This window comes from Pontiella desulfatans (genome assembly GCF_900890425.1).
GTDB classification, from domain to species: domain Bacteria; phylum Verrucomicrobiota; class Kiritimatiellia; order Kiritimatiellales; family Pontiellaceae; genus Pontiella; species Pontiella desulfatans.
The window spans coordinates 3,485,503-3,508,980 of record NZ_CAAHFG010000001.1; the positions used below are offsets into that span (position 1 = coordinate 3,485,503).

Below are 23,478 nucleotides of genomic sequence, written 5' to 3' on the forward strand. Positions count from 1 at the left end.
ACCTGTTGCGCCAGCCTCCATGGTTTGGAAGTTCTTGGACGGGATAACAGGATCAAATAGGATGATTTTCCAACGGTTGGAAGAATCTATTCCAATGATTGGAGCCGACAAAACCGAGCCCCTAACCGCCCAGTAGACGACCCAGGCCTCACTTCACGCATCCTCCGGACTCAACGGGTTTAACGCTTTAACGAGCGTCAGCCTCTGAACCGCAAACCCGGAATTTAAAACAAATGGTGAATTAGGCAAGCCGCCCCCCACTCCAAAAGGCCCGCACCTCGCACGACAGGGGCGCAACAGGTGCGCTCTTGTCGGATTGCGGTGTGGTGCCGTTTTTTGAGACGGTTGGTTGCTTTAAAGTCCGTTGCCTGAATAAAGGAAGCCACCTGACGGCAAAAAAAGGATACATATTATGAAACGATTGAGCTTGGCAGCACTTCTAGGCATCGCATTTAATTTAGGTTTGTTTTGCTGTAATAGTGCGGCAGCAGCTGATCAAGCGGGCTCGGAGTTGTCCTCCGAAAAGGCGAAGAAGGTTTTGATCTTTTATGACAGTGCCTATCCGACCTGGGGCTATTTGCCCTGGTTTTTATATGACCCGCTGATCCGTTCTGAAGTGAATGTTGAGGTGGATAAAGTTTATGCAGGTCAGGGAGAAACTGACCCGTTGAAATATATTAAAGCCGGTGCTGATTTGCAATCAGATGATGCAGGTACCGCGACCACTCCGATGCTAACCGAGCAAATCATCTCATCGTATGATTTGGTTATTGTTCCGTATCCTCACACCATTAAGAACGAATATATCAATGACCTTTTAAATTATGTAGACAACAACGGTGCGTTATTGCTCGTTCAGCCCACATTTGAGTCCCCGACCCAGGCCGCCCGGTTCTTGAGCAAACAGGGGATTGCATTGAAAGGGATCGCGGATCAAACGCCGGCGTCTTCCTTGCTGACCGATCATCCGTCTGCGAGAATATTAGGTCTTCCCGAAGGGACCAGTGTTTATCCGCATCGGACGTGGCTGCCGCACGTGAGATTTGACCCGGGCCAGAGTACGGTCCTGACCCAGGTGGGTTTGGGAGGGGCCCCCGACCTGTTTGTGAGTGCAAACGGGAGGCTGGGCCTGGCTGCCACTGACATTTTCAGTGATTTGGATGCTCATGTCCGAAATGCGAAGGAGTACGCTCAGTACAAAGCGAACATTGGGCATCTCATGGTCAATACATTCAGATCTCTTTTAGGCATTGAATTTTTTGATCAGCCGGTACAAGCGCCGATGCGGAGGTGGAGCGAAATGTTCTACGCGTATGCTTCCAGCAGGGACTATGTATTGCTGGCCCAGCAAGAAGAGCCGTTTTCGGAAAGGTTATCCGCCGAAAAGTTGATGCGGATGCTTGATAAAGCCGACCATGGAATCGGGCAGGCCGCGAGCCTGTTTGTTCAAGGGAAATTTGATGAAGGAAAAGCTGCATATAATTCAAGTGTGAAGCTTTTATCCGAGTGCATGGATCAAATGACCAGCGTAAAGCGCTATATGATCCGGGGCTGGCACTCGAGCGTCCTGACTCCCGATTATTATGGCGGGGGCTTGTTGGGTTTCGCGGAACCCGAGTACCAGGACCACCTGATGCAGTGGATGGAAAAACAATTAGGCTGGTGCGAACGTACGGGCGCAAGACGGCTCATGAACGTATACCCCTGTGACTTGCAGTTGCTGGTCAAATATTACCCCGATGAATTCAAGCGGTTTAGCAAAGGGATAAAAGATGGTTATTTGGAATCCGTGCACGGCATTTATTCCGCCGCCTTTCTTCCGATCCTATCAGAAGAAAGTAATGTGCGGCAGTTTGCTTATGGGTTGCCCGTATTTGAAGATACCCTTGGCGAAAAAGTGCAAACGTATGCGACCCCGCGAGATCATTTCGATTACCACCCCCAGCTACCCCAACTATTAAATAACTTCGGATATAAACAGGCCATTTTGCATTCCGGATGGTTAGGGGAGATCAAGCGTATCCGAGCGGATAAGATCATGTGGCGTGGCTTAGATGGCTCGGCCATTGAAGCGTGTCCTCAATATGAAGGGATTCGAAAACCGTTATTTTTGGCTCACCCTGAGAACATTGCAAAAGCTGATAAAATGGGCTACAAGACGATTCTCCTGGGAGATACGCTGGATGCGACCTGCCCGCTCTACCCGGTCAAGATCCCCAGTGAAAAGGAACTCACTCTGATCAACCCGATTGCTCCCATTGCAGGGACCTGGGTCACGGCGAAAGAGTTTTTTGAACTAACTCCCAAAGCCGAGCAATCGGTTTTCCTGGGCGTGGATGATTTGTGGGCGTGTCGAATCGATATCTGGTCCAGCTGGGGCTGTCTGAATCAGCACGCGGAATGGAATCGAACGACTGAGAATAAAATCCTGGCAGCAGAGAAATTAAGCGCAATGGCGGCGGTGTTAGGCAAAATGCCGAGCACGGATTTAATGAAAACAAAGGAACAGCTGGATGAATCCTGGCAGACCCTGCTGCGGACCCAGGATCACATGTTTTATGGTCCTGTGAATTACGCAAATCAGGTGCCGCCTGTGTCCGTCAAACCAGGGGAAGAGAAAGCCGGCGGGCACGCTTGGGGATATGATCGCGAAATATTGCCGAGGTCATCTGCAACGCCTGGCGGTATGGAAAATTATACCGAGGACTTAGGACCGAATTACGCCGGACCAATGATCCCGGTCAATCGGTACAACCGGGTAAAAGAGTTCATCAAAGAGACCCAGGGGACCGCCGATACCATTGCAGGCAAAGCATTCCGCGAGCTGTCCGGAGAAGTGACCGCCCCGCCGCGGGATAAGAGTGTGATCCCCCTTCTGGTGTTCAATCAACTTGGCTGGGACAAAGGCAATTATGTCGAGTTTGAAAAAAGCTTCAGTCAGGGGGAGGTCTTCCACTTTAACTTAAATGATGGAAGCAAGGATGTCTCGTATCAGGTCGTCTCGGAGGACCGGTACGCGGATGGTTCTGTTAAACGGGTTAAGGCGCTGTTTTGGGCGGATATTCCATCCCTCGGCTATAAAACCTATTACCTGAACCCCTCGACAGAAAAACCGGCCCCCGTGGTGGCGAAGTCATTGCAAACGGGCCCGGCTCGTTTGGAGAACGATTACTACCTGGTTGAAATTAATTCTGAGAATGGCGGTATAAGCCGTATTTTCGATAAAACACTCGGGATTGAAATGCTTGATTCAAACCGGGTCGGCAACGAGCTGTTTTCTCCCTCTCAGCCCTCGGCTCGTTCTTCTGACGAAGCGGCAACGGTTGAACTCATTGAACAGGGCCCGTTGAGGTCCACGATCCGTATCCGGTCAAAGGTTGGGGCCGCACCGTATGAATGTTTGGTTCGCCTCTATGACAACATGAAACGGATTGATTTTGATTTGACCGTCGATTATGGCAAAGAGGGAATGAACTTTGGCAGGAACGGGATGAAATTTGGCGAGATCGAAGACCGCTATACAGGATTATTTGTTCAGTTCCCGTTAAATTTCAGGGGCAAACTATACATCAACCAGCCCTTTGGGCTGTACGAGACACAAAAAGAACGGCAGGTCACGACGGATTTTGCCGATTTATACCAAGGGCAATATGGTCTGTCGCTTATCCACAGGAATTCGCCGTCCTATAGATATCGGAACGGCATTCTATCGATCTGCTTAACCCGTGCGCGACCCTATGTCGTTGGAAAACAGAACTATCAGTATTCCATCTATACCCACAAAGAGGATCCCTTCCGGGCAGATGCATATACGGTTGCAAAAAGTGTAAATACGCCGTTTATCGTCTACTGGCCTGATACGCTGCCGGCAGAGCAACAGCAGGCATTCTCGTTCCTCTCCATTAACCAGCCAAATATCGTATTGTCCGCGCTCTATTATGAGGGGGATACCATATATATCCGGTTTTATGAGAGAAGTGGTAAGAAAACGAAAGTCGGCATCAATCTGCCTTACCTCAAATCCGCCGAATATAACCAGGTCAAATTGAATCACGAAAAGGTCCGTGAAATAAAAAGTAGAAACGGAAAAACGAAGCTTGAGTTTGAGCCTTGGGAGATCGTGACCATTGCCATCAGCGGTGCGTTGTAAGGTTCATAGACCAGATAGGACTCAAGAACATCAGATAAGATAGAGATACACATATCGGGCCGCGCACGTTGTCTGCCGTTCGGCGCAACAGGTGCGCCCCTCTCAAGTTGCGGTATGGTGCCGTTTTTTGAGACGCTGGTTGCTCTAATGAAGGCAACGGATCCGTTGCCTGAATAAAGGAAACCACCATTTGACGGCAAAAAAGGTAACGATGATGAAAAATTTTAGTGGGGAAGCTGCTGTAACGGATAAAGCGGGCGCGGAATTGTCCTCCGCAAAAGCGAAGAAGGTCTTAATCTTTTATGACTGCGCCTATCCGGACTGGGGCTATTTGCCCTGGTTTTTATATGACCCGCTGATCCGGTCTGAAGCGAATATTGAGGTGAAAAAAGTTTATGGAGACAGGGCAGGATCTGACCCGTCGAAATATATTCAAGCCGGTGAAGATATGGAAACGGGTGATGCAGGCAAAGCAATCACTCCGGAGTTAACCGAACAAAACATCTCATCGTATGATTTGGTTATTATTCCGTGCCCTCACATCATTAAGAACGATTATATCAATGATCTTTTAAGCTATGTAGACAACAACGGTGCGTTGTTCCTCGTTCAGCCCACATTTGAGTCCCCGTCCCAGGCCTCCCTGTTCATGAACAAACTGGGTGTCACATTGAAAGGGACCGAGGATAAAACGCCGGCGTCTTCTTTGCTGACCGATCATCCGTCTGCGAGGATATTGGGTCTTCCCGAAGGGACCAGTGTTTATCCGCATCGGATGTGGCTGCCGCACATGAGATTTGACCCGGGCCAGAGTACGGTCCTGACCCGGTTGGGTTTTGGAGGGGATCCCGACCTGTTTGTGACAGAAAATGGAAGGGTGGGTCTGGCTGCAACTGACCTTTTTAATGATTTGGAGGCTCATCTCAGGGGCGCAAAGGAGTACGCTCAATACAAAGCGAACATGGGCCATCTCTTTGTCAATACAGTCAGAGCTCTTTTAGGCTTCGGTTTTTTTGACCAACCGGTACAAACACCGATGCGGAAGTGGAGCGAAATGTTCTATGCGTATGCTTCCAGCAGGGACTATGTATTGCTGGCCCAGCAAGAAGAGCCATTTTCAGAAAGGTTGTCAGCAGAGCAGTTAATGCGGATGCTTGATAAAGCCGACCATGAAATCGGGCAGGCTGCCACCCTGTTGGTTCAAGGAAAATTTGATAAAGGAAAAGCGGTATATGATTCAAGTGTGAAACGTTTATCCGAGTGTATGGATCAAATGACCAGCGTAAAGCGGTATATGATCCGGGGCTGGCACTCGAGCGTCCTGACTCCCGATTATTATGGCGGAGGCTTGATGGGTTTCGCAGAACCCGAATACCAGGACCATCTGATACAGTGGATGGAAAAACAATTAAACTGGTGTGAACGTACGGGCGCAAAACGGCTCATGAACATAACCTCCTGTGACTTGGAGTTATTGGTCAAATACTACCCCGATGAAATCAAGCGGTTTAGCAAAGGGATAAAAGATGGTTATTTGGAAAACGTGCACGGCATTTATTCCCAAGCCTTTCTTCCGCTGCTGCCGGAAGAAAGTAATGTGAGGCAGTTTTCTTATGGTCTGCCCGTAATTGAAAATGCCCTTGACGAAAAAGTGCAAACGTATGCGACCTGCAGAGACCATTTCGATTACCACCCCCAGCTGCCCCAGCTGTTAAATAATTTTGGATATAAACATGCCATTTTACATTCCGGATTCTTAGGGGAGATCAAGGAGATCCGAGCGGATAAGATCATGTGGCGAGGCCTGGATGGCTCGGACATTGAAGCGAGCCCTCAATATGAAGGGATTGAAAAACCATTATTTCTGACTCACCCGGAGAATATCGCAAAAGCTGATAAAATGGGCTATAAGACGATTCTCCTGGGAGATACGCTGGATGCGACCTGCCACCTCTACCCTGAAAAGATACCCAGCGAGAAGGAACTCACTCTGATCAACCCGATTGCACCCATTGCCGGGACCTGGGTCACGGCGAAAGAGTTTTTTGAAAAAACTCCCGAAGCCGAACAAGCGTGCTTCCTTGGCGTGGATGATTTATGGGCGAATAAACTCGATATCTGGTCCAGCTGGGGCTGTATGAATGAAGCCGTTGAATGGAACCGAACGACTGAGAATAAAATCCTGGCAGCAGAGAAATTAAGCGCAATGGCGGCGGTGTTAGGCAAAATGCCGAGCACGGATTTAATGAAAACAAAGGAAAAGCTGGATGAATCCTGGCAAAGCCTGCTGAGGACCCAGGATCACATGTTTTTTGGTTCAGTAAATTACGCAAATCAGGTGCCGCCTGTGACCGTAAAACCGGGGGAAGAGAAAGCAGGCGCACACGCCTGGGGGTACGATCGCGAATTATTGCCTAAAGCAGCGGCCACGGTTGGCGGCATGGAAAATTACACCGAGGACTTAACACCAAATTACGCCGGCCCAATGATCCCTGTCAATCGGTACAACAGGGCACAAGAGTTCATCAAAGAGAGCCAGGATATTGCCGATGCCATTGCAGGCAAAGCATTCAGCGATCTTTCAGAAGGAGTGAACGCCGCGCCGCTGGATAAGAGTGTGATCCCCCTTCTGGTGTTCAATCAACTTGGCTGGAACAAACGCGAGTGCGTAGCGTTTGAAAAAAACTTTAGTCAGGGGGAGGTTTTCCACTTTAACTTAAATGATGGAAGCAAGGATGTCTCGTATCAGGTCGTCTCGGAGGACCGGTACGCGGATGGTTCTGTGAAACGGGTTAAGGCGCTGTTTCGGGCGGATATTCCATCCCTCGGCTATAAAATCTATTACCTGAAACCCACTAAAGAAAAACCGGTACCCGTGGTGGCGAAATCATTGCAAACAAGCCCTGCACGTTTGGAGAATGATTACTACCTGGTTGAAGTTAATGCTGAGAATGGCGGGATAAGCCGTATTTTTGATAAAACACTCGGGATTGAAATGCTTGATTCAAACCGGGTCGGCAACGAGCTGTTTTCTCCCGCTCTCCCCGCGGCTCGTTCTTCTGACGAATCGGCAGAGGTTGAACTCATTGAACAGGGCCCGTTGAGATCCACGATCCGTATCCGGTCAAAGATTGGGGCCTCACCGTATGAATGTTCGGTTCGCCTCTATGACAACATGAAACGGATTGATTTTGATTTGACCGTCGATTATGGCAAAGAGGGAATGAACTTTGGCGCGCGCAAGGAAGACGACACAGGATTATTTGCCCAGTTCCCGTTAAACTTCAGGGGCAAGCTATACATCAACCAGCCTTTTGGACTGTACGAGGCACAAAAAGAACGGCAGGTAACAACGGATTTTGCCGATGTATACCAAGGGCAATATGGTCTGTCGCTGATCCACAGGAGTTCGCCTTCCTATCATTATAAGGACGGCACTCTATCCATCTGCTTAAGTCGTGCGCGTCCCTTTGTCGTTGGAAAACAGACCTATCAGTATTCCATATATACCCACAAAGACGACCCCTTCCAGGGAGATGCATATACGGTTGCAAAAAGTGTGAACACGCCGCTGGAAGTCTACTGGCCTGATACGCTGCCGGCAGAGCAACAGCAGGCATTCTCGTTTCTCTCCATTAACCAGCCAAATATCGTATTGTCCGCGCTTTATTATGAGGGGGATGCCATATATATCCGGTTTTATGAGAGAAGCGGTAAAAAAACTAACGCCGGCATCAATCTGCCCTACCTCAAATCAGCCGAATATAACCAGGTCAAATTGAACCACGAAAAGATCCGTGAAATAGAAAATAAAAACGGGGAAATCGAGCTTAAGTTTGAGCCTTGGGAGATTGTTACCATCGCCATCAGCGGTGCGTTGTGCGGTTCATAAAAATTGAAAAGGAGTATCTTTTATGAAAATTAAAAACATAACAACGTTTCTGTTAAAAGTGCCACTGGGAGACCAGCGCTTCTATTCGTCACAATGCGCGTTTCCAGAACGCAATTCATTACTGGTTCGTATTGAGACCGACACAGGTATTTGCGGTTGGGGAGAAAGTGGCCAGTACGGCCCTGGCGAACCGGTGGCAACGTTTATCGAAACCGTATTAAAACCACGCCTCATCGGAAAAAACCCTCTTGATATCAATGTTTTGTGGGAGGACATGTTTACGGGCATCCGCGATTTTGGACGCAAAACAACAGGCATCGAGGCCATGAGCGGAATTGATATCGCACTGTGGGATATTGCTGGAAAATTTTACGACAAGCCTGTTTACGAGTTGCTTGGAGGCGCGTTCAGGAAAAAAGTGCTAGGCTATGCAACGGGATGCTACTACCGCGGCGAAGATGTCCTTGATTACAAAAAATCATTGCAAAACCTGAAAGATGAAGCGAGTGGGTATATTGATGCAGGTTTTACCGCTTTAAAAATTAAGGTTGGATTATTACATGTTAAGGAAGAGATGGAGCGTATTGCTGCCATTCGTGAAGCAGTCGGCAACGACATTATTCTGATGGTCGATGCAAATCATGCGTACAACTTCCATACGGCAAAACGAATCGGTAAATTCCTCGAGGAAATGAATGTTCATTTCTTTGAAGAGCCGGTTGTGCCCGAAAACATTCATGGCTACAAAACACTTCGCGAAACATTGAACCTTGCCATTGCTGCAGGTGAAAATGAGTTCACTCGTTTTGGTTATCTTGAACTGTTAAAAAATGAGTGCCTTGACATCATCCAGCCCAATATTGGATGCGCCGGTGGCTTTACCGAGGCAAAACGTATTGAAGCATTAGCTTCGGCCTATCATGTGCAGGTGATTCCACATTGCTGGGGCAGCGGCATTGCCCTTGCGGCGGCGCTGCAATATTGCGCCACGATTGCACCGTCGCCACATACGGCCTTTGAGTGTGCTCCAGAGAATTCACCGATGATTGAATACGACAAAAACGTAAATCCTCTTCGCGATAGCTTATTAACAGAAACGTTTAATGTTAATGATGGCTTTGTTCAAATCCCTGACGGGCCAGGACTTGGAGTTGAAATAAACATGTCAGTGCTAAAAAAACACCTGACAAAAACATAGAGGAACGAAATGAAAAGATTTGAAAATAAAAATATAATCGTCACAGGTTCCGCAGGGGGGGTTGGACAGCAAATCGCCCTGCAATATGCAACAGAAGGTGCGTTTGTTGTTTTGGTAGACCTCCGTAAACCAGAGGAAACGATGGAGCTAATCAAAAAAGCCAACGGGAAATCTGATTTTGTAATTTGCGACATTAGCGATGAGAATCAAATCAAAGCAATGGCCGTCGCCGTGGGTGAAAAATGCAACGGAAAGGTGGATGTCCTCGTTAATAACGCAGGGTTTAATGGAAAGGCGAACCTGATTAAGGATATGAACCTTTCTGATTGGAACTATACCTTAAGCGTCAATCTCACCGGCACGATGCTGGTCAGCCGCGAAATAATCCCATTCCTGATCAACAACAAAAGCGGCGCCATAGTAAACGTAGCAAGTAATGTTGGGAAACGCGGACTGCCGTATCGTTCAGACTACGTCTGCAGCAAATGGGCACTGCTGGGGTTCACGCAAACACTGGCCCTTGAGTTGGTTGATGAAAAAATCAGAGTGAATGCCGTTTGCCCGGGACCGATTGATGGTGACCGCGTGGAGGAGCTCGTGAAAATGCATGCCGAGGTTGAAGGACAATCTTCAGAGCAAATGCATAAAGCCTGGGAAGACGTACCAATGAAGCGTTTTATCGACCCTCAGGAAGTTACCAACGTTATCTTGTTCCTTTCATCAAACGATAGCAGCGCAATGACCGGTCAGGCTCTAAATATAACGGGCGGCATGTTGATGAATTAGGCTTCAGCTGAAAAAATAGAAAAGGGATAAAAATGAAAAAAATAGATATCGTTAGAAGCTATTGGAAATCTGAAGGTGAAAAAGACCTCTCTGAAATCCTGTCACACTTTGATGAACATGCTAAATTTTCTTCACCAACCATGCAGTTGGTTGGAAAAAACAACATCAAGACCTTTTATGAGGGAATGGTTAATGGTTTCAAAAAGATTGAAGTGACTCCCACCCACTGGGTTGAACAGAACGATGAAATCGCAGTGGAGTATGATGTCATTTTGGTCCGCAATTCGGGCGAAGAACGATTCGCGAAAGGATTCAACCTCTTTGAAATTAAAGAGGGCGTAATCTCCAGTTTGCGTTGTTATTTCAATCCTGCTGATTTTTAAACGTATGGATGTTTTTCGTATAATGCAAAATGCACCGGCCCTCGCGCAGGGGGCATAATTTTCCGGAGAGTCCTTATGATCATAGATGCACATGCACATATTTTCACAAACATAGCAGGACAAAGAGGGGCGAATAAAACCTCGCCTGGTACGTTTGGGAAGGTGAACGTCGGTAATGATGAAGTTCAAATGCTGCCTCCAACATTTGTTGATTCATCCTTCAATGTGGACATGCTGATTCACATGATGGATTGCAATGGAGTGGACAAAGCAGTCCTTCTCCAAAATCCGGTTTTCGGGAGCATCAACGAAGACGTTGCAGAAGCTATTCGCGCGTTCCCTGAACGGTTTGTTGGAACCATTCAAGTTGATCCATTGTCCGACCATGCGCTGGAAACTGTTAAAAAAATCGCGACACCGAAACAATCAACACTAAAGTTCGAACTTAGCAGAGGATGGGGATGGTCTGGCATTCACCCCGGATTGCAAATCGACAGTCCGGAATTTATGGATATTTGGGATCTTGCATCTGAGTTGGAGCTGAGTGTGATTGTTGATCCGGGACGAATTGACAACCCTGGATATCAAGTTGCTCAGATTGATGCGATCTCTCAAAAATACCCACAAATAAAATTCCTGCTTGAGCATTTGGGATATTTTACAGGTGATTTAACAGGAGATGAGACCGCAAAAAAACGTTGGCTCAATTTGATTGAGCTAGCCCAAAAAGAGAACGTCTTCTTAGGGTTCTCCGCGGCGGGAATCTTGCTGGATGAAGATTATCCATGCCCTGGCGCACTTCGTCTCCTTGAAGAAGCCGTATCCATTGTTGGGGCAAATAAAATATTATGGGGAAGCGATTTGCCAACAACCCTTAATAAATATACCTATCAACAAATGATCGATGTGGTTTTGAAGCATGCTCAATTTCTAACCGGGAATGAAAAGAAGCAGATCATGGGGATCAATGCGCTGGATTTTTTCACCGGTTTTGATTCGTAGATTTCAGAAGAGTCTCTTTAAGGATGTATTTTAAACAAGGCTCTGATGGGGCCGTCTTCTATCCCAGACATTTTCCGGGGCGGTTATTGACGTTCTGTTAAAACAACCCCAAAGCCTACGTTATACACGTTTTGCCATGCAGGATAGCCATGCGAAACGGTAGGAGCCCAGAACGGGACATGCGGTTTATGAATACCGCAAGCCATAAAGAAGGGTTTGTCTCCGTATGTGTAAACGCCGGTTGAAAAGTGCGGCGGCCCAGCGGGCAGGCGTCCAGTTGGGTGCTTCGGATTGCTGCATGGTCGGCAGGGCTTCGAGGATTCGCGAAGATAGTCCGCCGGATTGATGCCGAGTTTCCGGCAGGTTTCGATGAGGCTGTAGATGACGGCGCTGGTCTGGCCTGAATCGGGGCTGCCGAAGAAGAGGAAGTTCTTTTTACCGATGGCGGTTGGGCGAATGGCGTTCTCAACCAGATTGTTGTCGATTTCGAGGCGGCTATGTTCAAGGTAGAGATTGAGTGCATCCCCGCGTTCGAGAATGTAGTGGATGGCTTTGCCGAAGTTACTTTGCGGCAACTGTCGGGACCGCTCGGTTTCGAGAATGGATTTTATCCCTTCCAGAACGGGGGCTGAGTGTTCCCGACGATAAGCGGCTCGATCGACTTCGGGATTGTCACGCAGTTTGCTTTCAACCCGGTAAAGTTTTGCGATTCGTTTCACGATATCTTCCGCGGTCGGGTTATGGGAGCTGACTACGAGGTCGATAAAAAGGCGTATACAGATAAGATGCGCATCCGTTTGCCAAACCGCATCGAGATTGCGGCACCAGTCGGGGCACCGGACGAACCGGCATGCGTGCTCCAAGAAGCTCTCAAGTGTTCGGACAACGGATCACTGCGGCTGTTTCCGGTGTAAAACAGGCCGATCTACGCAGAAGCTTCAACGCCCCCTTGCACGTCCAGAGCGCAAAGCGTCACATCCCTTCTGCACAACCATACAAAACGGGCGCGGAGATCACTCTCCGCGCCCGGGGGGTTCGCATCCCAATCTCGTTACAGCTATTTCAACCGCTTCAGGATCTGCTCGAAGTTCTCTTCGTAGTGCGTGCAGAGCGATTTCGTGCCGCTGTCGATGATGTTTCCGCCGCCGATCCCGATCGGGGCGAAGCCGGCCGTCAGAATGGAAACCACCCCTGCCCCGCTGTCCTCGATTCCGACAACACTGTGGCGATCTTCAAACGGAATACCGAGACCGACGCGGGCGGTTTCGGCATAGAGCCACGGGTGCGGCTTTGGGGAGAGCTCACCCAACGTACCCGGCTCGCCTTTGCGGATGGCATGGCCAGCGGTGATGATCGCGTCATAAAATTCGTTCGGGTCGCCCATATCGAGCGTCTTGAACGCATCGAGAATTTCCGGCCACGCTTTTTCGTAGAGACCCGAGGTGACGAGCCCGATTTTTACACCGAGATCTTTGAGTTCATAGAGGAACTCTTTGATGCCCGGCGACGGGGTAAAGGCTTCCGGCCGGCCGCGCCCTTCCATGATTTCGTTCATCTCGTAGTTGGTGTGCTTGAAGTACCACGAGCGCGCTTCTTCCACCGTTTTGTCGGCACAGTATTTATTAACGCAATACTGCAGGTGCTCGGAAACCGAGTGACCGGAAACGTGCGGCTCGTCGCAATCTTCCAGCTCGAATTTCGGATCATCCAGCAGGCTGGCGACGGTTTTCTGAATAATCCAGATCCAGAAATGCTCGCTATGGACGGTGGTGCCGTCGAGATCCATCAGCACGGCCTTGAGCGGTTTTTCGATCTTCACGTCGAGCACCGGATAATAGGCTGGGTAACCCATCGCCGATTTCACCAGCGACAGCTGCTTGCCATTTTCGAAAGTTAAAAACTCCACCTTTCGATCGGCAGTTGTCTTTACCTCTATCACGCCCTGCTTACCGGTCTTAAACAGCCCGTCGCAGGTCTGCTCCAAATCGATCAATTCATCAAATTTCATCATACGTCTCATCCTTTTCGTCAAAACTTACTTCTAACATCATTACGCATTACTCGCAGACCAGCAAACGTTTACATTCATAACCACCATCCGTCCCCAGCGATGATCACGAGAATTAGTCCAGCTTACGCAGACTTCCACGGTCGAGGAATTCGGGCTGGAGAAGACGTTTCTGAAGCGGCAGGTCGGGATCTTCCGTTCGTTCAATGATGAGTTCACCACCGATGAACCCCAATTGACGCAGATCTGTTTTGTAGGTTGAGAGCCAAGTGGAACTCAGGGATCCCTCCACGGCATCATAACCGACCAGGCTAACATCCTCGGGAACCCGCAAACCGTTAGCCTCCAGCGCGGCTTTCAGGTGCAGCCCCATACGGTCATGGTTGACCGCCACCGCCGTCACACCGTTCTTCTTAATGAGCTCAACAGCGGGCTGATAGGCCGCCATAGAGTCATCATCGGTTTCAACCTGCGCATAGGTAAAAACCTGGCTACCGGGATAACCACAGGCGGCCGCCGATTCGATGAATGCGCTCATTCGAATGCCCTTGTTATAGTCCGGATAAGCGTGGGTGACCATCATGATGCGTTCGTGTCCACACTCCTTAAAGCGCCGCGCGGTACTGGCAAATGCCTCCGCCCCATCGGTCAGCACCGCATCACACGCCAGAGTCGGCGAATAGGTGTCCACCAATACGGCGGGCACCAGCGCCCCCTCGATCGCCCACAACATTTCTTCTTCAGGAAAAATGCCGAGCATCAGCATGCCGGCCACGCTGCCGTCCGCCACAAACTTCGGGCGCTGCCGCTGTTCCTTGTTGGCGTTATAGCCGCTGATCAGCAGATTTTTATTATGCTCCATCATCGCCATCTCCACCCCCTCAAAAATATGGAGATAATAGGGATCGTTAAACAAATGCAGACAGGAAGGATAGGCCAGCACGCCAAAGGCATCGCTGGTCTTGCGGCGCAGGTTGCGCCCGGCCGAATTGGTGGTATAGCCCACCTGCTTGCAGGCCTTCAACACGCGTTTCAGCGTGTCCTCCTTCACCTTGCCGGTGCCAAAGTTCAGCGCGCGCGACACGGTCGCCGTCGAGACCCCGGCCAGTTCAGCCACCTTGTGGATTTCACTCATGTTAATTGCCCTGCCTTAATTTCACCGAAAACACCCGAAATCGTCATGTAAACATTTACAATGTAAACGTGTTACATTCCCGAATCAAGCAGTTCGTGTACACCTAATGCACCCCAACTGATACGAACTTCGTCGATGGCGCGCGGCTGGTCTTGCGGGATCGTTCCGCCGAGCGTCAGGGCAGACGCAAGCGGGGCCGCGCGGAATTTAGCGAACCCGGACAACGGTTTTTTCAAGGACTGCAGCGGGCCGTCGTTGGTCAGGTCGCGGTAATGAAGCGTTATCCACCCAATCCAATATCGGCATTCAAAACTCCTGTTTTCCAATGTTTGGAAAATCCACATGCGCCCTCACGCTGTGAGTTCCAAACATTGGAACTCATTCTGCCCGTTTTTTCCAACATGAACCACTCCCGTTAGTCGTTATTTTTCTTTCATCAAAATTGCCGCTCTCTGCGATCGCTTCTTTTGGGAAATACCAAAAGCACTTTCGGAGTACCTCAGGTATCTATCGCTGCGCTTTCGGGAAAAAACAAACCCCTGTTTTTCTAAGGTTCGGAAAACCATGCGCCTGATGCGCCCTCAATTTAATTCACCAACCCCGAAAACAAGGGGGTATTGTACGCAAATTCCGTCCCGACCATAAAAGAAAATGATTAAGAGTTTTTGTAGGAATATTGCCGTTCCCGCTGGTCTCTTCTTTTTGGGGAATACAAAAAGGATTTGCCACTCCACTTTGTTACGTTTCCGTCCTGCCTCCGGCAGGCCAACCAGTTGGCGAATACGCCTGCGCGCCTCCGGCTCAGATCCCCATACGCGGTGTGTGAGAGGACGGCGTTAGTCCCTCTCTAAAAAAATCCCATCATGTTTGCGAAGGATTTTCTAACGCGACTACACAGCAGGAAAGGGTTTAGGCAGAATCATTGACAGCAGAATCATGAAGACAGAACGTCCAGGGTTTGGGGAAAAATGATTCTGCCATACTCTTATCTTTGTATTTTGGTTCCGGCTTCGCCGGGTTGGGCTTTAAGCGTTTGGTTTTGGGGCAGCCAGACCACCTCCCATGCCTTTAGAAAATCATCCTGTCGACAAACTTGCCAACTGCCGGATTTAGGTTTATCGGCGACAGGAATGTCGCCGCTCCTTTTTAGAAACCTTCTGAGCCTCTGTGGTGAAAAACCTGTGCCGCACTGCATGACAGGATGATCCAACGTCGCTTCATTCCTATCGCGCCGTTTTACGCTCTGAACCGTTTTCACGGATTTCCTGATACTGCTTCTTCAACCGCTCGGCCATTTCGGGATATTGGTCGATGACGTTGTTCTGCTCCATCGGGTCCTTATCGAGCTGGTAGAGGGCGGGCTCTGCCTCGGATTTGGAAACCCGCTTGCTCGCCCACTCCCCAATCTCATCATTCATGCCTTCGATATATTTCCAGTTGCCCATGCGCAGCGCTTTGATGCCATGCACATTGTTGAGCACCGCATGCTCGCGCCTGGGTCCGACCGGTTTGCGGCGCGAAATTTCGTCGGCAAAGCTGAAGCTGTCGGGCGCATCGTCGAAGCCGCTTACGGGCTTGCCGGTGACGATGTGCTGCAGGGTTGAATAGATATCGGCCAGGCTGACGAGGCGGTCGGAGACCTGCCCCGGCTGTACCTGCCCCGGCCAGCGCACGATGAACGGAACGCGCACGCCGCCTTCCCAGATGGTGTGCTTGTCGCCTTTGCGTTCGCCGTTGATTTTCAGCCCCGCATCCATGGCCTGAAATTCGGGGCTGCCCACGTGGCCGGCATCGCTGCCGTTGTCGGACGAAAAGATGAAGAGCGTATTCTCCAGCTCACCGGCATAGGCCAGCGCATCCATCACTTCACCCACCGAATGATCCAGCTCCTGAATAAAGTCGCCATAGGCCCCGATCGGGCTGGTGCCGCGGAATTGCGCGGAGGGTTCAATCGGATGATGCACGGCAGCCGCCGCAAAATAAAGAAACAGGGGTTGTTCCGGATATTCTTCTACAGAAGATCGAATCCACTGGCGCGCACGATCGTTAAGATCCTGCGTCACCTGCTCGCGTTGACGCTGCGGGGCATCGTAGCCATGATACATCCCGCCGTAGAAGCTCCGCGAATACGGGCTGGTTCGGCGCGACCGCAGGCCATAAATCCCGTCGTTTTCAAAATAGACGCGCGCAAAGTCGTCGAGGTTGTTGGGCAGGCCAAAGTGATAGTGGAAGCCAACGTCGTTCGGCCCCGGCGAAATACTTTCGAGCGCGGCATAGTTATGTACCTTGTTTTGGCGGGTGTAACCAAGGTGCCATTTTCCAATGTGCGCCGTACGATATCCCTGCTCCTGCAACATCATGGCCACCGTACGTCGCCCCTCTTCGATCAGCAGCGGGTCGCCGGGATTGACGACTCCGGACTTGAGCCGGCCACGCCAGGCATAGCGCCCGGTTAGCATGGCATAGCGCGTCGGCGTGCAAACCGAGCCCGGCGCATAGGCTTCGGTGAAGAGCAACCCGTCTTTTGCCAGCTGATTGAGGCGCGGCGTGCGCACCAACTGCTCATCTGCACCGTAGGCGTTGAGACAGCCTGTTCCCAAATCGTCTGCAAGAAAAACCACAATGTTCGGCTTGGCAGTTCTCTTTTTTCCAGAGGCTGGAATCATGATTTCCCCCAGCGCGGCCGGTCCGGGCGGAACCAACAGCTCCGTCTTTTTCAGCGCCCCTTTCGTCAGGCGGACTTCATCGAACCGCGCCGGTTCGTTATGAGAGTTTCCACCGATCCGAAGCGGGGCGGAAGAATCAAACAGAGCCGAAAAACCGGACACCTCCATTTTCATCGATTGCAACGGGCCGCCATCCGTCAGGTTTTGGTAATAGTAGGTCACACGGTGGTCAGCAGGCTCAACCACGGCTGCAACATAATAATTTTTGCCGCCCACAAAGGCGCCCTTGACCGGGGTGAAGGCGCGCGGGGCAAAGGTCTGCGTTCCATCCTTCGTCAGGTTGACCGACAGGCGGCCGTTGTCTTCATTGATCCAGAAGCGCCATGACTGCTCGCCTTTCGCGCCCCACTGCCCCGCCAACGTCTGGAAGCCGCGCGGCGATGGTGAAATGAAGCCCTCGATAGTAAAGGCGGCGGAACCGAAATTGAGCACTGCATGATCGGGAGTGGTGAAAAAAGCGCCGACTCGATCCGTATCGGCCATGCCACGGTTTTCTGCATCGAGCACCGGGTTCAAAAAGGATGAACCCTTTACCGCTTTTGCGTCGCCATTGACTTCCAGCGTCAATGTACCCGCCGCTGAATTCGCCAGCTCCTCACCCGGTTCAAACCGCCAATACCCCACCGTTTCCGCCTGCGCACCCAGCGCCAGTAATAAAAGTAAACCTGTTGCAATGTGTTTATTCATTCTCATTTCTCTCCTGTTTGAATTCCCCAAAATTATGCGGAAGATCCGCGGAATAATCCTTCAGCCGCAATTTCATTTTTTCGAGCACAGTGGTATATTCGGGATTCCTCGCCAGATTATTCTGTTCGTCGGAATCACGGTTCAGATCGTAAAGCTGATCGGCTTCGTAATAGGCGGGGAAATCCCGGGCCACATGGTAACGCGGCGGACGGTCGGCCGGGCTCCATGACTTAAACGCAGGATCATCCACCCAATGACCCAACTGACTCAATACCTTCCCCGCATCCTGCTGTTTCTGCATTTCGGGCGGAAGACGCCATGCGATATACTTAAATCCGTCGTCGCTCACCACCGCGCGGGTGGTAGTGATTTCAAAATAAAGCGAGTCGCGCCAGCCGGACGGCGCTTCCCCTTTGAGCAGCGGCAGGAAGCTCATGCCGTCGAGCGGCATCGATGCGGGCGGCTGAATGCCGGCTATCTGAAACAAGGTCGGGGCGATATCGAGCGTGGAGACCAGTGCATCACATTCAACGCCTGATTTAATTTTGCCTGGCCAGCGGACAGCGAAGGGAACGTGCGCGCTTTCATAGAGTGCCAGCTTTCCGCGCCACTGGTGGTCGGATGTGAAAATGACCACCGTGTTTTCATCGAGCCCCAGTTCATCGAGCTTCTCAAGCACCGCGCCCACAGAGTCATCAATCCATGTCGATGCAACAGCATTGCCTCTGGCCCAGTCAGGGTGGGCGGCACTCGCCTTTTTCGCAACCCTATCGGTCCATCCTTTCAGCGCCCGTTTCTTGACGCTCTCCCGTGACGGCTGAACATTCGGCGCTTCATCCAGGTATCCGAGCGGCGTAATCCGCGGGTCGGCGTCAATCGAATCAAGCGAATTGGGCCCGTGCGGCGTGGTGGTGGCCAGGTAGAGCATGAAGGGATTGTCTTTATTCTGCTCAACAAATTCGAGCGCCCCTTCGGTGACCCACTCCTGATTATGCACATCCAGCTCGCGAATACGGACATAGTTAATATTGGAGGCATAGAGGCGATCCACCACATCGAATCCGCCGAGTCGTTTAACCGTTTTTTGGGCGGACAAATAGTTTTCCAACAGTTTTCGTTTTACATCCGGGTCGCGCGGATTGTCTTTCGGGTTCAGCGTGTTCGGCCAAAGCTCGTTATGGCTCCCACCGACCATCCATTTGCCGACAAGCCCCGTCGTGTAGCCATTTTTCTGCAGCACTTTGGGAAACGTCAGCTCATCTTTTCTCAGCCAGGGCGACCAACCGATATTTGCCTGTTCGGAACGATTAAACTCTGCACTTCGGGACGCATATTGACCCGTCAGCAAGCAGTAGCGGCTGGGCGTGCAGACGGGCGACGGCACATAGGCACGGGAGAAGACCATGCCGTCTTTGAAAAACCGGTCCAGATGTGGCGTATGCGCGGGCGGGGTGATCCCCGGCTTCAACCAGCGGCTCCCCATTTTGGTATTCCTGTAATACCCCAGGTTCACAAACTCCAGATCATCGGTGAAAATGACCACAAAGTTGGGTTTCTTCGGTTCGGCCACGGCTCCAAGCGCCAACGCCAAAATCAAACTGATTACTGTGCCTTTGTTCATAATGCTCCTTTCAATATTTTCCAAGGTTTGAAAACACGATATCTTAGTTCTGCAGCCCTGTCGGGCGGGTCCAGTCTTTGCCGCGGATGGTTTCAAGTTCTTTGAGCAGTTGCTCCACTTTTTCGGGATGGTCTTTCCAAACATTGGAAACCTCGGCTTCTCCGGGGGTCTCAGACAAATTAAACAACCGGTTTTTGTTTTCGCCTTTGTGCATGCCGTTGAAGGGCGGGTCTTCGTCGATCCCGGTATATTCAATCAGCTTCCAGTCGCCGCGCCGGATGGCAAAGATGCCGTAGTGCGATTCCATCACGACCGACTCGCGCGCGCCCTTCCCCTTTCCGCTGAAGAGCGGCCAGAGGTTGATGCTATCCTCGGCGGCTTCCTTCGGCACATCCAGGCCCGCCGCAGCTGCCAACGTCGCCATCAGATCGACCACACCGACGAGGTCGGAATCGTTGACCGCACCTGCGGGCACCTTGCCGGGCCAGCGTACGGCGAACGGCACACGAAAGCCGCCCTCGAAGATGGAATGCTTGCGGCCGCGCCATCCGCCGGTCGTATCGTGCCCGGCGTTGACGGCCAGGTGATAGGCCGTCGGCTGGCCATTGACCATCCGATGATTCTCCCCCTCCACACCGCCATTATCGGACGTAAAAACAATCAGGGTATTATCGAGAATGCCCTGCTCTTCCAGCTCGGTCAGAATGCTGCCCATCATGCCATCCATCTGCTGGACAAAATCGCCGTAGGGGCCGATGGCACTTTTTTGGTTTCCATTGCGCGGAACAATCGGCCAGTGCACTTCGGCCGGGTTAACCACCATGAAGAAGGGCTTCTTTGCATTCTCGGCAATGAACGCAACCGCCTTGTCCTCAACATAGCGCGAGGCGGCATCATCGGTGCGCGATGAGTCTATACCGGTAAAGCGATAGTTGGGAAACTCCTCGATGTCCTCGCCGGGAATACGGTTAACGATTTCGTGGTTTTCCATAAAGGCCTGCGGCTGGTTGCCCAGGTTGGCCGGAAAGCCCTGAAACAGATCAAAACCGACTTCGCACGGCCCGGGCTTGAGCGGCTGAGTCCAGTCGGTCTTTTCTCCAACCCCCAAACCGATATGCCACTTGCCAAAGCCTGCGGTGACATATCCGTTTTGCTGGAACAGCTTCGGCAGGGTCATGCGGTTGGTACTGATCAGCAGCGGGTCATCGCCGGCAGCCACATGGCGTTTCAAACTCGTGCGCCAGCAGTACCGCCCCGTCAGCACCGCATAGCGGGTCGGCGTGCAGACCGCATTCGGCGTATAGGCCTGCTTAAAAACAGTGCCCTCCTGCGCGAGCCGGTCGAGGTGCGGCGTGAAGAATTTATCCGCGCCATTAAAACCCACATCGCCATAACCGAGATCATCGGCCAGAAAAATAAGTACGTTGGGCTTTGCTTCCGCCCGGGCAGCAGGCGAGCTCATGAACCCCAGTATGATTGCAATGATTATCTGCTGTTTCATTTTGTTTTTTCACCCCTTGTAAGCCGAATAGCGTGAAGCGATTTAATCAAGGTAGACGACCCCGTAATTTCAAGACGAAGAGTCTGTTTTCCAGACCTTGGAAAAGTCAGTTCGCCCAGCTCAAACTCATCATAATGCTTCAGATAAACCAGCTGGTCTTGCGTGTGGTCTATTTTCCGGGTTCGGCTCAGCGTTAACTCCAGTTCGGAGCTTCCGGCCGTAATCCGGATCGGAGATGTACTGCCGTCCGCTTTAGTGCCCGCGGTGAGCGTTGCGCGATACACCCCAGGAGACTGCACATCCAGCCCCAGAATCACGCCATCCCCTTTTTCATTGAAATTAATGCGGACATGGTCGCCCTGCCCGCGCGTGTTACCGAGCACATCCAAAGAGCCGTTCACATAAAGGTTGACGGTTTTATCGAACCCGACCAGCGGATAGCGGGTGGGAAAAGATCCGGGATCGTCATGAATTTCATTCCACGTTTTGCGCATGGCCTTTTCCATGCTCTTCACCCGCTCCGGCTCCTGTTTGGCGATATCATTTTTTTCCCGCGCATCGTCCGCCATGTTAAACAACATCACCTTGGGGCCGCGTTTAACGAGTTTGAAGTCCCCGCGCCGGAGTGAGAGAGCCTGGTTTTCGTAGATGATGCGGTCTTTGATATCGCTGCATTCCCATTTTACCTCCGGGTTTTTCATCTTCCACGGAAAGTTCTGCGGCTTCATCCATGGCCACGGCTGCACGGGAACCGCACGTAAAATATCGCGAACAGGTAGCTCGCCAGACTCCGCAAATGCGGGCAGCAGGGAAATGCCATCCAGCGGCTTCTGAGTGGGAAGCGTTTTTGCATCGGCCGCGTCGAGCAGCGTCGGATAGATGTCGCAGATGCTCGCCGGAGTGTTGATCACGCGCGGGGCCCAATTCTCAGGATAACGGAAGAAGGCCGGCACTCGGGTGCCCCCCTCCCAGACGGTGGACTTTTCTCCCCGAAGGCCGCTGGGATTTCGCAGCCGGTCTTCTTCTGCATTCAGGCGGGTACGCCCCATTTTCTTGACGATGTTTCCATAGGTTTTCGGAATGGCACCGTTGTCCGACAAAAAGATAATGATGGTATTTTCGCGCAGGCCCAGCTCATCGACCGCGTCAATCACCCGGCCGGTATATTCGTCGAGCATGGTGATGTAGGCCCAGAGCGTGGCGAGCGGACGGGAGACGCCGCGGTCGAGATAGGGTTGCACATATTCATCGCGCGCATTCCACGGCGCATGGATGGCGGAAAACGGGACGTAGAGGAAGAACGGATCGTTCCGGTGGCGCTTCATGAAGTCGATGGATAGATCGCAAATCCACTCGCTACTGTTGCGCTCGCCTGCTTTTTCCAACCCCTGGAATGTTCCGTTCAGAACGCCGTACGGCTCTTCATCGTCGTAGAGGCTGGCCAGGAAAAAGGCCTCATCAAAACCTCGGTTCCACGGCGCGCGCGGCGAGTCCTCGGCATAATATTGCGAAGCCAGGTGCCACTTGCCGAACATCCCGGTTTTATAGCCGGAAGCCTTGAGCGTATCGGCCAGCGTTACCTCATCCAGATTCAGCTCGGTTCGCCCGCAATGAACCCCCCAGACCCCGGTGCGCAAAAACTCGCGCCCCGTCAGCAACGAGGCGCGCGACGGCGCGCAGAGCGGCTGGGCATAGAACTGCCTGAACTCTACGGATTGCGACGCGAGCCGATCAAGGTTCGGCGTAGATGGCCCGCCGGTTTCATGCCGGATGCCGACATCGTCATAGCCGTGGTCGTCCGACATGATCAAAACAATATTCGGTTGCTGTGCTGCCTGCGCGCAAACTGCCGCGAGGATTCCCAAAAGGATCGATCTTACTATTTTCATATTACTCCACAATCAATCGAATATAACGCTCATCCGTATCGGTCGGGATGAGGTTGATGACTTCATCAAACTCCGGGTCGAACGCGGTGTTGGTGCCGGTGGCCGTGTAATAACCGTTGGTCCAAACGCCGGAAACGAGGTTGGTGCTGGTTTCAAGATGATAACCGAGATCGTCGGTTCCGCGGCGTTGCGCATGGCGATATTCCAGTCCGACCGCGCCGTTTCCAAAGCTCGGAACAAAACCCGTATCGGCCAGCAGCGGGTCTCCGCCGAGCGCATACTCGCTCCGGTTGTCGAGCGCGTCGCCATCGGGATTGTTGGCTTCGCCGGATTCAACCAGGGCGGGATGGTTTTCCAACCATTGGAAATAATTCTTAGGGATTAGCTCCACGACCGGCGATCCATAATCGTAGGTGGTGAGAACCACGATGCTTTTCGGGGGCAGTGTCTGCATCTGGTCGAGCGTGGTGGATCCGGTCGCTCATTGTTCAGCGCCGCCA

General features: G+C 51.5%; 16 protein-coding genes. 6 read left to right on the plus strand and 10 right to left on the minus strand.

Going from position 1 to position 23,478, the window contains the following annotated elements:
* The first annotated feature begins 412 nt into the window (after positions 1-412).
* The 6 genes from E9954_RS12280 to E9954_RS12305 all read left to right on the plus strand — a co-directional run bounded on the left by E9954_RS12280 (position 413) and on the right by E9954_RS12305 (position 11,411).
* Complete coding sequence (locus E9954_RS12280) at positions 413-4,150, plus strand: glycoside hydrolase family 38 C-terminal domain-containing protein (RefSeq protein ID WP_136079457.1); 3,738 nt, start codon at positions 413-415, stop codon at positions 4,148-4,150.
* A gap of 190 nt (positions 4,151-4,340) precedes the next feature.
* Positions 4,341-8,042: a glycoside hydrolase family 38 C-terminal domain-containing protein gene (locus tag E9954_RS12285; RefSeq protein WP_136079458.1), complete on the plus strand. Its 3,702-nt coding sequence runs from the start codon at positions 4,341-4,343 to the stop codon at positions 8,040-8,042.
* A gap of 22 nt (positions 8,043-8,064) precedes the next feature.
* Positions 8,065-9,240 (plus strand): mandelate racemase/muconate lactonizing enzyme family protein, encoded by a 1,176-nt coding sequence (locus tag E9954_RS12290; RefSeq protein WP_136079459.1) that lies wholly within the window; start codon positions 8,065-8,067, stop codon positions 9,238-9,240.
* Between the two features lie 9 nt (positions 9,241-9,249).
* Positions 9,250-10,026, plus strand: coding sequence for an SDR family NAD(P)-dependent oxidoreductase (locus E9954_RS12295; RefSeq protein ID WP_136079460.1), 777 nt, complete (start codon positions 9,250-9,252; stop codon positions 10,024-10,026).
* Between the two features lie 32 nt (positions 10,027-10,058).
* Positions 10,059-10,409 carry a nuclear transport factor 2 family protein gene (locus E9954_RS12300; protein ID WP_136079461.1) on the plus strand — a complete coding sequence of 117 codons (351 nt, stop codon included), beginning with the start codon at positions 10,059-10,061 and terminating at the stop codon, positions 10,407-10,409.
* A gap of 75 nt (positions 10,410-10,484) precedes the next feature.
* The gene (locus tag E9954_RS12305) at positions 10,485-11,411 is read left to right on the plus strand and encodes an amidohydrolase family protein (RefSeq protein ID WP_136079462.1); all 927 of its coding nucleotides are present in this window, start codon (positions 10,485-10,487) and stop codon (positions 11,409-11,411) included.
* Positions 11,412-11,494: 83 nt separating this feature from the next.
* On the opposite strand, the gene E9954_RS12310 is transcribed toward E9954_RS12305, so the two are convergent.
* The 10 genes from E9954_RS12310 to E9954_RS12355 form a co-directional block, all read right to left on the minus strand.
* Positions 11,495-12,274 (minus strand): IS66 family transposase, encoded by a 780-nt coding sequence (locus E9954_RS12310; RefSeq protein ID WP_136079463.1) that lies wholly within the window; start codon positions 12,272-12,274, stop codon positions 11,495-11,497.
* A 194-nt stretch (positions 12,275-12,468) separates the two neighbouring features.
* Positions 12,469-13,422: an HAD family hydrolase gene (locus E9954_RS12315; protein ID WP_222847164.1), complete on the minus strand. Its 954-nt coding sequence runs from the start codon at positions 13,420-13,422 to the stop codon at positions 12,469-12,471.
* A gap of 112 nt (positions 13,423-13,534) precedes the next feature.
* On the minus strand, positions 13,535-14,554 hold the full coding sequence (locus tag E9954_RS12320; protein ID WP_136079465.1) for a LacI family DNA-binding transcriptional regulator: 1,020 nt from the start codon (positions 14,552-14,554) through the stop codon (positions 13,535-13,537).
* Between the two features lie 71 nt (positions 14,555-14,625).
* Complete coding sequence (locus E9954_RS12325) at positions 14,626-14,898, minus strand: hypothetical protein (protein ID WP_136079466.1); 273 nt, start codon at positions 14,896-14,898, stop codon at positions 14,626-14,628.
* A 641-nt stretch (positions 14,899-15,539) separates the two neighbouring features.
* Entirely contained in the window at positions 15,540-15,812 is a 273-nt protein-coding gene (locus E9954_RS12330) for a hypothetical protein (RefSeq protein WP_136079467.1), read from the minus strand.
* Positions 15,778-17,967, minus strand: coding sequence for a sulfatase family protein (locus E9954_RS12335; RefSeq protein WP_168442197.1), 2,190 nt, complete (start codon positions 17,965-17,967; stop codon positions 15,778-15,780). The genes E9954_RS12330 and E9954_RS12335 overlap by 35 nt, the downstream gene beginning before the upstream one ends.
* Entirely contained in the window at positions 17,960-19,588 is a 1,629-nt protein-coding gene (locus E9954_RS12340) for a sulfatase family protein (protein ID WP_168442198.1), read from the minus strand. Before E9954_RS12340 ends, E9954_RS12335 begins: the two co-directional genes overlap by 8 nt.
* Positions 19,589-19,631: 43 nt before the next feature.
* Entirely contained in the window at positions 19,632-21,089 is a 1,458-nt protein-coding gene (locus tag E9954_RS12345) for a sulfatase family protein (protein ID WP_136079470.1), read from the minus strand.
* Positions 21,086-22,978 carry a sulfatase-like hydrolase/transferase gene (locus E9954_RS12350; protein WP_136079471.1) on the minus strand — a complete coding sequence of 631 codons (1,893 nt, stop codon included), beginning with the start codon at positions 22,976-22,978 and terminating at the stop codon, positions 21,086-21,088. Before E9954_RS12350 ends, E9954_RS12345 begins: the two co-directional genes overlap by 4 nt.
* Before the next feature lies 1 nt (position 22,979).
* The gene (locus tag E9954_RS12355; RefSeq protein WP_136079472.1) at positions 22,980-23,432 is read right to left on the minus strand and encodes a hypothetical protein; all 453 of its coding nucleotides are present in this window, start codon (positions 23,430-23,432) and stop codon (positions 22,980-22,982) included.
* Positions 23,433-23,478 lie beyond the last annotated feature (46 nt).